The organism is Yersinia ruckeri ATCC 29473 (genome assembly GCF_000754815.1).
GTDB classification, from domain to species: domain Bacteria; phylum Pseudomonadota; class Gammaproteobacteria; order Enterobacterales; family Enterobacteriaceae; genus Yersinia; species Yersinia ruckeri.
This window is the reverse complement of record NZ_KN150747.1, coordinates 309,857-323,052: the sequence shown is the minus strand read 5'-3', so window position 1 is coordinate 323,052 and position 13,196 is coordinate 309,857. Positions and strand designations below refer to the sequence as shown.

The window sequence follows — 13,196 nt, the reverse complement described above, 5'->3', positions numbered from 1 at the left end:
ATGGTTACACTGGAAGACGTCGCGGTATTAGCCGGGGTATCCCGTGCTACGGTTTCCCGCGTGGTCAACGGTGATACTAACGTGAAACCCCAAACGCGTGAGAAAGTCGAGCAAGCGGTGGCAGTTTTGGGTTATACGCCCAATCCGGCGGCTCGTGCATTGGCCTCCAGCCACAGTAATACCCTCGGTTTGGTCACTACCTCTTATCGCGGCGGTTTTTTCGGTGCGCTGATGGATTTTGTGCAAACCGAAGCGGAATCGCACGGTAAGCAATTGTTGGTTACCCAAGGGCGTGACAATGCCGATAAAGAATGGCAGGCCATCCAGCGGCTATTCAATTTACGCTGTGATGGATTGATTCTGCACGTACGTTTTCTCAGCGATGAACGACTCAGACAGTTGGCGGCGAGTCATCGCTCCTTCGTGTTGTTGGATAGGCTGGTGCCCGGTTTGGAAAACCGCTGCGTCGCTTTCGATCACCGACGTGCCAGCCAAATTGCCACTCAGGTGCTGATTGATGCTGGCCACCAGCGTATTGCCTGCATCAGCGGTACTGCCGATCGGCCATCCCGTCGGGTACGTTTACAAGGTTTTCTTGATGCCATGGCTGGGGCGAATTTAACACCGGTCGCTTGCCTGAGCGGCGTTTATGATCTGGAAAGTGGTTACCTGCGGGCAGATGAGATACTCAGACAATCTGTAAGGCCCACGGCGATTTACTGTTGTAATGAAGAGATGGCGATTGGCGCACTATTGGCTATCAACAAACATCGATTGCAGGTGCCACAAGATATTTCACTGATTTGCTACGACAGTGGCGAGCGCGCGCCTTTTGTCTCACCAGCACTGACCAGCCTGCATTTCCCTATCGTCGAAATGGCACAATTTGCCACCCGCCTGCTGATCCATCCGCAAACGCCAGCCGTCAGCTTTGTGCCAACGGTGATAATGCGTGAATCCGTATTACCACCCCAAGAAAATAAGGCGTCGCAGATTTCAACCTGCCACGCCCCTGTTTAGCACGTAAATGACCAGAATCAGAAGGTGACGTTTAATTTCGCCCAAATTGTTCTGCCCGGCTCATTCACCGGCGTATTGGACGAATAGCCGAAACCACTGTTACCAGCCAGATTAAGGTGCTCGCTGTAATCCTTGTTGAGTAGGTTATCAATCCCCGAACTGACTTTGACCTGTTCATTGAATTTATAGGCCACGTTCGCGGATAAAACACCGAACCCTGCGCTGCTGGCAAAGTCCTTGCCAACCACATTACCTTCATTGATCGCTACTCGTTGTTGGCTACTGACCAAGCGCCACAAAGCGGTGCTGCTCCAGCCACCACTTTCGTAAGTCAGACCTAAACGGGCTTCAAGAGGCGAAATTTGCGGTAGAGGTCGGTTATCGCTGGTATTTTGCCCACGGGCATACGCCAGGCTGGCATCGGTTTTCCAATTATCGTTGAACCCGTAAGCGATACCCGCTTCGCCGCCCATGATAGTGGCGTTGATATTATCAGCCTGACTTTTACGCAGATCCTTCGGATCATATTTAAACAGGATGAAATCATTCACTCGTCCGGCATAACCCGAAACCCAAGCGCTGAATTGCTGGCCGTTATACTGCCCGCCGATATCCAACTGAGTAGTTTTCTCACTTTTTACCCCATCAAAAGCGCTGGTGGTACCGTTAGGCCCGAAGGTCGGAGAAAATAGCTCCCAGAAATCGGGGAAACGCTCGGTATGACCGACGCCTGCGTAGAACATCAGCGGCATGTCCGCTACATGGTGCTCAAGACGCATAAAGCCAGCAGGCAACGTGGCTAGGCGTTCGGGTTGATCCGCTCGTCGGTAGTTGATCACCGAGTGGTGATCGAGGCGCGCACCGGTAATCAGTTTGTTCTGTTCATCCAAATCCCAGCCTAACTCACCGAATAGGCCGTAGTGGGTAAAGCTGGCATTTTTACTCCAGTGAGTTTTATTGTTTTTCCGGTGGGTATCCGTTTGCCAATCGCCACCGAGTTCCATTTTCACATCTTGCCATAGCCAAGTACCCATCATACGAGCGCCGATGGTACGGCGATCCGGATTACCAGACATTGCCATATGTGGCGGTGTACGTAGCGTGCTGTTATCCATAATGTGGTTAACATAGCTGTAGTACATTTTGGCTTCGATCTTATCGAGAACGTCACCGATATTGCTTTGTTCAAAACGCATACCCAAGCTGTCACGCTTGAACTGCGAACCATCCATACCACGGGTCGCATAGCGGGCTTCACCGTCGCCTTTCCCCGCAGTCACTTCCAGTAACGTATCGGTATTAGGCGTCCAGCCTACCGCGACATCAGTATTCCATTTACTCCATTTTGATGGCACACGCGCGCCATTACCGTCTTTATAATCCCCCGCTTGAGATTGATTCCCCATCACTCGGACATAACCCTGCTCACCACCCAAGCTGATATCAATATTCTTATCCCAGCGACCATTGGAGCCAACCAACAGGCTGCCATTTCCAGCCACACCGGTTTCGGTAAAGTGTGGATGCTCACGCTCGAACAAAATGGTTCCGGCGGATGCGCCTGATCCCCACAATACCGACTGCGGGCCTTTTACCACCGTCAGCACATCAAAGGTTTCCGGCGAAATGTAGGAGGTCGGCGCATCCATGCGGGAGCCACAGGTACCGAGAATTTCTGCACCATCAGTCAGAATTTTCAGTCGTGAACCAAACATCCCACGAAAAACCACATCACCATTAGTGCCACCATTACGTATCTGGGAAAAACCGGGAATGGTTTTCAGATAATCAGCACCATCGCTGGCAGGTACGGGTTGACGTGGCGTTTTAGGCGAGGTCGTTAGTGTGAGCGGTGAATGTGCGGGTGCAGTCACGGTGATAACGTCCGCATCATTCAGTTTCGTTGGTGCATCACCCTGTTGGTGATGAGCTGCAGAAACATACAGGCTACCGAGAGCAAATAAAGAGCAAGCAGAAGCCACCGCGTAGGCCAGTTTTGTTTTTTTGCAGGTGTTATATTTGTTAGACATTGTTATTCCTGGAACGATATAAGTCCGTCCGATGTGATACTTATCCACATCATATTTATGGTTATCTTTTTTTGTTTTCAGAAATAAAACGCAGGGGGGGGGCGCGGGGCTGTAATTCAGAATAAATATCTTTGGCCATTATTGGCGAGGAAAGAAATAAAACAGCCACCACCACGGCTAATCGCGTAGTGATGCGAACATCGGCATTTTCTGCGGTATTCAGTAATGGGAGATGAACCAAGAGCTGGCAATAGTCACAAGCCGCATGGTTCATCATCGGCAGATTACCGGCGTGATTCACTGATGACTTCACCGATGAATGGGTGATATCACCATGGGTGTGTGCAACCGGCATACTTTCAGTGCCAGTATCCATTATCAATGTGGATAGATCTGGCCCGCGCGCATTCTCCAGCGAGGTGGAAATCACTGGTGCGATAAATAGCATTAATATCGCGAACATACCCAACCAGGCAGATAATCGCTGTCTTTGATAACGCCGGTGAATCAACCGCACTGACAACCTAAAGCTATTATTATTTTCACCGGAGCAGTCCCTTTATCTGGATGAAAAAATCTCAATATCATGGCCTCAGAGCATTCCAACCCTGAGTTTTCTCGTCGCAAAAAATAGTACTGAAACGAGCCATAATAAGTACGGAAGCTAACTTAAAATAAGGTTTCCGTTCGGTTATTAATGCATTTTATTTGTGATACCTCGCCATTTTTCATTAATAATTTTCATGGATTGCACCAAAATTCAGATATAGGTCACAAAAATGGACTATGCCTGTGCTAGGATTCGCCGCCTTAGTGCTGAAAACAGGTTTAGTTCCGTTTTAGCCCTACGCCAGTTTTGATCTTAATTCGTCTTATTACTGACACGCAGGTCTTATCTATGAACAACAGCAATCGCATTCGGCTCACCTGGATCAGCTACTTTTCTTACGCGCTCACCGGTGCGTTAGTTATCGTCACAGGGATGGTAATGGGGAATATCGCAGAGTACTTCAATCTGCCTATTGCCAGCATGAGTAATACTTTTACTTTTCTTAACGCCGGTATTTTGATCTCTATCTTCCTCAACGCTTGGTTGATGGAAATCATCCCGTTGAAGCGTCAGCTTATCTTCGGTTTTATTCTGATGCTGATTGCCATAGTCGGCTTGATGGTCGGGCATAACCTGATGGTATTCTCCGCGAGTATGTTTATCCTCGGGGTTGTCAGCGGTATTACCATGTCCATCGGGACCTTCCTGGTGACGCATATGTATGAAGGTCGTCAGCGTGGTTCACGCCTGCTGTTTACCGATTCTTTCTTCAGTATGGCTGGTATGATCTTCCCGGTTGTCGCTGCGATGCTATTAGCCCGTAGCGTTGAGTGGTACTGGGTTTATGCCTGTATTGGTCTGTTGTATCTGGCCATTTTCGTCCTGACATTGTGCTCCGAATTTCCAGTGCTGGGTCACAAGGCCAGCACGGATAGCAAGCCAGTGACTAAAGAAAAGTGGGGCATTGGCGTGTTGTTCCTGGCAATCGCCGCATTGTGCTACATCTTGGGCCAATTGGGCTTTATTCAGTGGGTTCCTGAATATGCGACCAAAACATTCGGTATGGACATTAGCCAAGCAGGCCAGTTAGTCAGTAATTTCTGGATTTCTTACATGATCGGTATGTGGGTATTCAGCGGTGTTCTGCGCTTCTTTGATTTACAACATATCGTTACGGTACTGGCGGCGCTGGCTACAGGTGCAATGTACCTGTTTGTAACATCAGATAATCCGCAGTATCTGAGCTACTACATCCTGACTTTGGGCTTTGTTTCCAGCGCAATTTACACCACGCTGATTACCTTAGGCTCTCTACAAACCAAGGTTTCCTCACCGAAACTGGTTAACTTTATTCTGACCTGCGGTACCGTGGGCACCATGCTGACCTTCGTGGTAACCGGCCCTATCGTGGCAGAAAAAGGCGTTCACGCCGCGCTGGCGACAGCAAATGGTTTGTATCTGGTGGTGTTCGTGATGTGTCTGATTCTGGGCTTCTTTACTAAACACCGCAGCCACGGCCATGTGACTCGCTAACTGACGTCGTGATTATCGCCTTCCCCCAATACGGCGGGAAGGCGATTTTATTTTTAACGCCGAAAATCAATCCGCTCTTCATCAGCCAGATATATCCGGCTATCTGCAGGCTTGGTCTGCGCGATAATTTGCCCACCGCGCACGGAATAACGCACCGGCACCTGTCGCCTTACTACTTCGAAACCATTCTCCGCCGGCAGAATAATCAGGTTGGCCTGATGCCCAACAACCAAACCATATCCATTCAAATTTAAAGTCTTAGCACTATTAACGGTAATCAAATCCAATCCGTCATTAATTTGGTCATATCCCATTAACTGGCAGATATGTAGACCCATATGCAGAACTTGCAACATATTGGCCGTCCCCAACGGATACCAGGGATCGAAAACGTCATCATGACCAAAGCAAACATTAATTCCTGATTCCAGCATCTCTTTCACCCGCGTAATTCCCCGGCGCTTAGGATAAGTATCAAAGCGACCCTGTAGGTGAATATTTACCAGCGGATTAGCAACAAAGTTAATACCAGAGAGTTTCAGTAAGCGGAATAAGCGAGAAGTATAGGCGCCATTATAACAATGCATCGCGGTGGTATGGCTGGCCGTAACGCGTCCGCCCATTCCTTCTTTGTGAGCCAATGCGGCAACGGTTTCAATAAAACGGGATTGTTCATCATCAATTTCATCACAATGCACATCCACCAGCCGCTGATATTTCTGCGCCAGTGCGAAAGTTTTATGTAGAGATTCCACGCCATATTCTCGCGTAAACTCGAAATGGGGAATGGCTCCGACCACATCAGCCCCCAAACGTAGCGCTTCTTCCAGCAAAGCTTCCCCATTGGGATAAGACAAAATACCTTCCTGTGGGAAAGCCACAATCTGCATTTCCACCCACGGACTGACTTCCTGTTTCACCTCCAGCATAGCTTTCAGCGCAGTCAGGCTCGGATCGGAAACATCCACGTGGGTTCGAACATATTGAATGCCATTGGCTATCTGCCATTTCAGCGTCTGCCAGGCACGCTGTTTTACGTCCTCGTAGGTTAACAACGCCTTACGCTCAGCCCAGCGCTCAATACCTTCAAACAGCGTTCCTGATTGATTCCACGCTGGTTGCCCCGCAGTTTGTGTCGTATCCAGATGAATATGCGGCTCAATAAATGCTGGCAGAATTAATCCGCCTTCACCATCCAACACATCGGTACCTTGCGGTATCTTGGCCGGCTGTGGCTCTATTGCCGTAATTTTCCCCTCAGCCACGCTGAACAGCCATAACCCGGTGAATCCGACCCGCCGTACATTGTGAATAATCCGTATTTGTTGCCCAGCCATAACGCCCCCTATTTGCCCCGCTAACTTTTATTCGAAAAGACACCCTTGCTCTTAGCTTACCGAACTCTTCCTTGGTCGACCGTTTTTATTCCACGAGCGAAAAAATGACACAACTGACACCATTCAGCTAAAGATGAATGAAATCCTCAACTTATAAAAAACCTTATAAATCATAAATCTACCACCTTAGAGGTATATGGGCGGCAAATTGATTTACATCAATAAGCCCGATCTCCGGGAGATTAAGGTAAGCGTAGAAAACTAAAAATTGAGGCAAAAATGAGCAAAGTCAAACTTGCTGTTATCGGCAACGGCATGGTCGGCCACCGCTTTATTGAAGATTTACTGGATAAAGCAGATAAAGACGCATTCGACATTACTGTATTCTGTGAAGAGCCTCGCATCGCTTATGATCGGGTACATCTCTCTTCGTATTTTTCTCATCATACCGCCGAAGAACTTTCTCTGGTGCGTGAAGGATTTTATGAGAAACACGGGATTAAAGTACTGGTGGGTGAACGCGCTATCACCATCAACCGTAAAGAGAAAGTCATCCACTCCAATACCGGCAGAACGCTGTATTACGATAAGCTGATCATGGCTACCGGCTCCTATCCATGGATTCCACCGATTAAAGGCAGTGAAGGTCAGGATTGCTTTGTTTACCGTACGATTGAAGACCTGAATGCCATCGAAGCCTGTACCCGCCGCAGTAAACGCGGGGCTGTCGTTGGTGGTGGTCTGCTGGGGCTGGAAGCCGCAGGCGCACTAAAAAGTTTGGGCGTTGAAACCCATGTTATCGAGTTCGCCCCGGTCTTAATGGCCGAGCAGCTTGATCCTATGGGTGGCGATCAACTGCGTCAGAAAATCGAACGTATGGGCGTACGGGTTCACACTGGCAAAAATACTCAGGAAATTCTCCATACCGGTCCAAACAGCCGTAAAACTATGGTATTCGCCGACGGTACCTCGTTAGAAGTAGACTTTATCGTCTTCTCCACCGGTATTCGCCCACAAGATAAACTGGCACACCAATGTGGCCTAGCGACAGCACGACGTGGCGGGATTGCCATTAACGATTACTGCCAAACCTCCGATCCCGACGTTTATGCCATCGGCGAATGTGCTTCATGGCAAGAGCGCACTTTCGGCCTAGTCGCGCCTGGTTATAAAATGGCGCAGGTCGCCGTTGACCACTTACTGGAACGGGAAAATATCTTCCAGGGCGCGGATATGAGCGCCAAACTGAAACTGCTCGGCGTTGACGTTGGCGGTATCGGCGATGCTCATGGCCGCACTGAAGGTGCCCGCAGCTATGTTTATCTCGATGAAACGAAAGAGATTTACAAACGCTTGGTGGTCAGTCAGGACAATAAAACCCTGCTCGGGGCCGTGTTGGTCGGCGATACCAGCGATTACGGCAATTTGTTGCAACTGGCTCTGAATAATATTCCCCTGCCAGAAAATCCAGATAGTCTGATTTTACCGGCTCATGCTGGCAGTAAACCGGCAATCGGTGTGGATTCATTACCCGAAACGGCACAAATTTGTTCCTGCTTTGATGTCACCAAAGGTGACATTATTCAGGCTGTCAATAATGGATGTCACACCGTGGCGGCCATCAAATCAGCCACCAAAGCCGGAACTGGCTGTGGCGGCTGTATTCCTCTTGTCACGCAAGTATTGAATGCCGAGCTAAGTAAGCAAGGGATTGAAGTCAACCATCATCTGTGTGAACACTTCGCCTATTCTCGCCAAGAGTTGTACCACCTGATACGCGTCGACGGCATTAAATCCTTCGGCGAATTACTGGCGAAATACGGCAAAGGCTACGGTTGTGAAGTCTGTAAACCGACGATCGGCTCGTTGCTGGCATCCTGCTGGAATGATTATGTCCTGCAACCGCAACTCACGCCGTTACAGGACACCAACGACAACTTCCTCGGTAATATCCAGAAAGACGGCACCTACTCAATTATTCCACGCTCCGCTGGCGGTGAAATTACGCCAGAGGGTCTGGTTGCCATCGGCAAGATAGGTCGGGAATATAATCTGTACACCAAAATCACTGGTTCACAACGTATCGGCTTGTTCGGCGCACAGAAAGACGATTTACCCGCCATTTGGGCGAAGTTAATCGAAGCGGGCTTTGAAACTGGCCACGCTTATGCCAAAGCCCTGCGTATGGCCAAAACCTGTGTTGGCAGTACTTGGTGCCGCTTTGGCGTAGGTGACAGTGTCGGCTTCGGCGTTTCACTGGAACACCGCTATAAAGGCATCCGCACGCCGCACAAAATGAAGTTCGGTGTTTCCGGTTGTACCCGCGAATGTGCCGAAGCCCAAGGCAAAGATGTCGGTATCATCGCCACAGAGAACGGCTGGAACCTGTATGTCTGTGGGAACGGCGGAATGAAACCTCGCCATGCCGATCTGCTAGCGGCCGATCTTGATGAAGCAACCTTAATGCGCTATCTGGATCGTTTCATGATGTTTTACATCCGCACTGCCGACAAACTACAGCGCACCTCGGTATGGCTGGAAAGCCTGGAAGGCGGTATCAATTATCTGCGCGCCGTGATTATCGACGACAAACTGGGCATTAATGACCAACTTGAAGCCGAAATTGCCCGCCTGCGTGAAATCGTCATCTGCGAATGGAAAGCTACCGTCGAAAATCCTGCCGCACAGCTTCGTTTCGCCCACTTTATTAACAGTCCATTACGTGACCCGAGTGTTCAGGTAGTCAGCGAGCGAGAACAACATCGCCCAGCGCGCCCTGATGAGCGCATTCCGGTACGGATACTTGAACAGGAGGCTAACTAATGAGCCAGTGGATTAGGGTCTGTCCGTTAGAGGTGATTTTACCTGGCACCGGAGTTTGTGCTTTGGTCGAGGAACAACAGGTGGCCATTTTTCGCCCCTATGATGATGAACAGGTTTTTGCCATCAGTAATATCGATCCCTTTGCTGAAGCCAGCGTGTTATCACGTGGGCTAATTGCCGAACATCAGGGTGAACTATGGGTTGCTAGCCCGTTGAAAAAACAACATTTTCGTCTGCATGACGGTGAATGTCTGGAAGATGAGACTCGTTCTGTTCGTCACTTTGACGCACGTGTGCGCGATGGCGTGGTTCAGGTCAAAAGCTAAATCATCCCGAATACGGTAGCCCGGCATCGTGCCGCCGGGCTGGAAAATAGCCAACAAAATTATTTTTATATTTAGGATCAAATATGTACACCGATACTCTTAACAAATGTGCCGCTAATGCGGCCCGCATCGTAAAACTGGCGAAAGACAGTCCACTAGGGTTTTGGATTGGCTCTGCTATGGCCGGTGCTTATGTCGGGCTGGGTATTATTCTGATTTTCACACTGGGTAATCTGGTCGATCCAGCATTGCGTCCTTTGGTCATGGGCGCGACTTTTGGTTTGGCATTGACGCTGGTTATCATTGCCGGTTCCGAATTATTTACCGGCCACACCATGTTCCTGACGCTAGGTGTCAAAGCTGGCACGATCAAATCCAGCCAGATGTGGAGCGTGCTACCCCAAACATGGTTAGGTAATTTGCTTGGTTCGGTGTTTGTTGCTCTGCTTTATTACTATGCGGGTGGCAGCCTATTACCGGTCGATACCAGCCTGATCCACAGCGCTGCACTGGCTAAAACCACGGCACCAGCGATGACTTTATTTTTTAAAGGCGTGCTGTGTAACTGGTTGGTTTGTCTGGCAATCTGGATGGCAATTCGCGTTGAAGGCGCGGCCAAGTTTATCGCTATCTGGTGGTGCCTGCTGGCCTTTATCGCCTCCGGCTACGAACACTCCGTAGCGAATATGACGCTATTTGCCCTATCTTGGTTTGGTCATCATAGCGAGGCTTATACCCTGAGTGGCATTGGCCATAACCTGCTGTGGGTGACGCTGGGTAACACCTTGTCCGGTGCCGTGTTTATGGGCTTGGGCTACTGGTACGCTACACCGAAAGACCAGCGTCCGGTCGTTGCATCAACCACTCAACCGCAAACTGCCAAATCATAATTATGGCCGCCAGCCCTGCACCAGGGCTGGTTCTGTCTGCTATAGAATTAAGGATTGTTGATGGATTACTTACCTATTTTCTGCCAACTGCAACACAAAGCCTGCCTATTGGTCGGCGGTGGTGATATTGCCGAGCGCAAAGCGCGCTTGTTGCTGGATGCTGGCGCACAGCTAACCGTCAATGCCTGCGAATTCTCACCTCAGTTCCATTTATGGGCGGAACAAGGCCTGATTTCATTGGTATGCGGAGAATTTGCGCCTGAATTATTGGCAGAGAAATGGTTAGTCATCGCCGCCACTGATCAAGTTGAAGTCAACGCACGGGTATACCAAGGCGCCAATCAGCAACGAATATTTTGTAATGTCGTGGATGATGCAAAACGTGCCAGCTTTATTATGCCGTCGATCATTGATCGCTCACCGATCATGATTGCGATCTCATCTGGAGGCAAAGCGCCCGTTTTGGCTCGACTGCTGCGAGAAAAACTTGAAGCCATGCTGCCACAGCATCTAGGCCAATTGGCTCGGCTCGCAGGTAGCCTGCGTCAACGGGTTAAACAGCAATTCTCCGCCATGACCGCCCGCCGCCGCTTCTGGGAAAAACTGCTATCTCATGATCGTCTGGCACAATCGTTAGCTAATGACGATCAACCGCAATCCCACCAATTGGTTGAACAGCTGTTTAGTGCACCATTGACGGATCGCGGGGAAGTGGTATTAGTCGGTGCAGGCCCTGGCGATGCCGGCCTGTTAACGTTAAAAGGTTTGCAGCAAATTCAGCAGGCCGATGTCGTGGTCTATGACCGTTTGGTTTCTGATGAGGTGATGAATCTGGTACGCCGCGATGCTGAACGAATTTTCGTTGGCAAACGAGCGGGTCATCATTGCGTACCACAGGAACAAATCAACCAGATTCTGCTAGATCAGGCGCAGCTTGGTAAACGGGTTGTCAGGCTAAAAGGCGGCGATCCCTTCATTTTTGGTCGCGGTGGCGAGGAACTGGAAACATTAGCCGGAACCGGTATTCCTTTCTCGGTGGTTCCGGGTATTACTGCCGCATCAGGTTGTTCCGCTTACAGCGGTATTCCCCTGACGCATCGAGATCATGCCCAGAGCGTACGTTTGATTACCGGACATGCCAAATCAGATAACCAACTCGATTGGGCCAATCTGGCGGCTGAACAACAAACACTCGTGTTTTATATGGGTCTGTCACAGGCTGGCGACATTCAACGACAGCTTATTCACCACGGAATGAATGCCACCACGCCAGTCGCTTTGATCGAAAATGGGACTTCGCGCCAACAAAAAGTCGTGAGTGGTGAACTCAACCAATTGGCGTTGTTATCCCAACAGGTCAACAGTCCAAGTCTGATTATTGTCGGCAGCGTGGTCAGCCTACGAGAAAAACTGAACTGGTTTTCATCTGTGGAACATTCCAACCAACATTTTCAGCAGGAACAGACTGAACAAGTCGGCTAATTCTGACTATCAACGCAGGAAAGCAGCAGGATAAGATCAAACAAGGAGGTTAAACATGGTCGTAGTGGTGAAAATGGCAGATCGCAGGATCGCGGTTTATCCGCCGTCTGAAACCAGGGACGCAATACATGTCCCTGGTTTTGCTGGCAATGGCCGTGCCAACGGCGCTTTGATTTATGCTTTATGGATGAGCAACGAAACCAATAGCTTCATATACTTTTGCTAACGTATCCTGTGCGCGAACACGAGCCTTGGCCGCGCCGTCACGCATGACAGATTGCAAATAAGCCTCATCATTACGGAACTGATGATAACGCTCCTGCAACTCGCTCAGCATGCCAGAAACCGCATCAGCCACTTCACCTTTCAAGTGACCGTACATTTTACCTTCAAAATGCTGTTCCAGTTCCGCAATCGACTGACCAGTAACACCAGAAAGAATATCCAGCAGGTTAGATACACCAGCCTTTTCTTTCACATCGTAACGAACCACTGCCGGTTCATCAGAATCGGTCATAGCGCGCTTGATTTTTTTGACCACAGATTTCGTATCTTCCAGCAGCTCGATCACGTTATTACGATTTTCGTCTGATTTGGACATTTTTTTGGTCGGATCCTGCAAAGACATCACCCGCGCGCCAGCTTTCGGAATAAATGGCTCTGGCATCTTGAAGATATCACCGTATATTGCATTGAAACGGCCTGCGATATCGCGGCTCAGTTCCAAATGCTGCTTCTGATCCTCACCCACTGGCACCTGATTAGTTTGATAAAGCAGAATGTCCGCCGCCATCAGCACCGGATAATCGAACAAGCCAGCATTGATGTTATCCGCATGACGAATAGACTTATCTTTAAACTGAGTCATACGGCTCAATTCGCCAAAATAGGTGTAGCAGTTCAACGCCCAACTCAGTTGAGTATGCTCGGGCACATGAGACTGGACAAAAATGGTGCTTTTCTCAGGATCAATGCCGCAAGCTAAATACAACGCCAACGTATCCAGCGTCCTTTTTCTTAATAAAGCCGCGTCTTGACGAGCAGTAATGGCATGCAGATCTACGATGCAATAGATGCAATCATACTCATCCTGCATCTGTACCCACTGACGCAGAGCACCCATGTAGTTGCCAATGGTCAATTCACCGGACGGCTGAGCGCCGCTAAATACAATGGGTTTCTTTAATTCAGTGGGTTTACTCATT

At 49.4% G+C, this 13,196-nt stretch carries 10 protein-coding genes; 6 read left to right on the top strand and 4 right to left on the bottom strand.

The window, feature by feature from the left end:
* Positions 1 to 1,020: a LacI family DNA-binding transcriptional regulator gene (locus tag DJ39_RS01335; protein ID WP_004718499.1), complete on the top strand. Its 1,020-nt coding sequence runs from the start codon at positions 1 to 3 to the stop codon at positions 1,018 to 1,020.
* 17 nt (positions 1,021 to 1,037) lie between these two features.
* Here the strand turns inward: DJ39_RS01335 and DJ39_RS01330 are convergent, their stop codons facing one another.
* Both DJ39_RS01330 and DJ39_RS01325 read right to left on the bottom strand, forming a co-directional pair.
* Positions 1,038 to 3,050 carry a TonB-dependent copper receptor gene (locus DJ39_RS01330; RefSeq protein ID WP_038242829.1) on the bottom strand — a complete coding sequence of 671 codons (2,013 nt, stop codon included), beginning with the start codon at positions 3,048 to 3,050 and terminating at the stop codon, positions 1,038 to 1,040.
* Between the two features lie 61 nt (positions 3,051 to 3,111).
* On the bottom strand, positions 3,112 to 3,513 hold the full coding sequence (locus DJ39_RS01325; RefSeq protein WP_049688116.1) for a DUF2946 domain-containing protein: 402 nt from the start codon (positions 3,511 to 3,513) through the stop codon (positions 3,112 to 3,114).
* Between the two features lie 435 nt (positions 3,514 to 3,948).
* Here DJ39_RS01325 and tsgA point away from each other — a divergent pair, with 435 nt between their 5' ends.
* A complete protein-coding gene (gene tsgA, locus DJ39_RS01320) occupies positions 3,949 to 5,133 on the top strand; it encodes an MFS transporter TsgA (protein WP_004718494.1) in 1,185 nt (394 codons plus the stop codon).
* A gap of 53 nt (positions 5,134 to 5,186) precedes the next feature.
* On the opposite strand, the gene DJ39_RS01315 is transcribed toward tsgA, so the two are convergent.
* Positions 5,187 to 6,470 carry a cytosine deaminase gene (locus DJ39_RS01315; RefSeq protein WP_004718492.1) on the bottom strand — a complete coding sequence of 428 codons (1,284 nt, stop codon included), beginning with the start codon at positions 6,468 to 6,470 and terminating at the stop codon, positions 5,187 to 5,189.
* 279 nt (positions 6,471 to 6,749) lie between these two features.
* Between DJ39_RS01315 and nirB the strand changes: the two genes are divergently transcribed.
* From nirB to cysG, 4 genes are all read left to right on the top strand, one after another.
* Positions 6,750 to 9,293, top strand: coding sequence for a nitrite reductase large subunit NirB (nirB, locus tag DJ39_RS01310; RefSeq protein ID WP_004718490.1), 2,544 nt, complete (start codon positions 6,750 to 6,752; stop codon positions 9,291 to 9,293).
* A complete protein-coding gene (nirD, locus tag DJ39_RS01305) occupies positions 9,293 to 9,619 on the top strand; it encodes a nitrite reductase small subunit NirD (RefSeq protein ID WP_038242833.1) in 327 nt (108 codons plus the stop codon). The genes nirB and nirD overlap by 1 nt, the downstream gene beginning before the upstream one ends.
* A gap of 83 nt (positions 9,620 to 9,702) precedes the next feature.
* Positions 9,703 to 10,509: a nitrite transporter NirC gene (gene nirC, locus DJ39_RS01300; protein ID WP_004718487.1), complete on the top strand. Its 807-nt coding sequence runs from the start codon at positions 9,703 to 9,705 to the stop codon at positions 10,507 to 10,509.
* Between the two features lie 60 nt (positions 10,510 to 10,569).
* Positions 10,570 to 11,991, top strand: a complete 1,422-nt coding sequence (gene cysG, locus DJ39_RS01295) for a siroheme synthase CysG (RefSeq protein WP_004718485.1) — start codon at positions 10,570 to 10,572, stop codon at positions 11,989 to 11,991.
* A gap of 181 nt (positions 11,992 to 12,172) precedes the next feature.
* Here cysG and trpS read toward each other — a convergent pair whose 3' ends face one another.
* Complete coding sequence (gene trpS, locus DJ39_RS01290; RefSeq protein ID WP_004718483.1) at positions 12,173 to 13,195, bottom strand: tryptophan--tRNA ligase; 1,023 nt, start codon at positions 13,193 to 13,195, stop codon at positions 12,173 to 12,175.
* Between the last annotated feature and the right edge of the window lies 1 nt (position 13,196).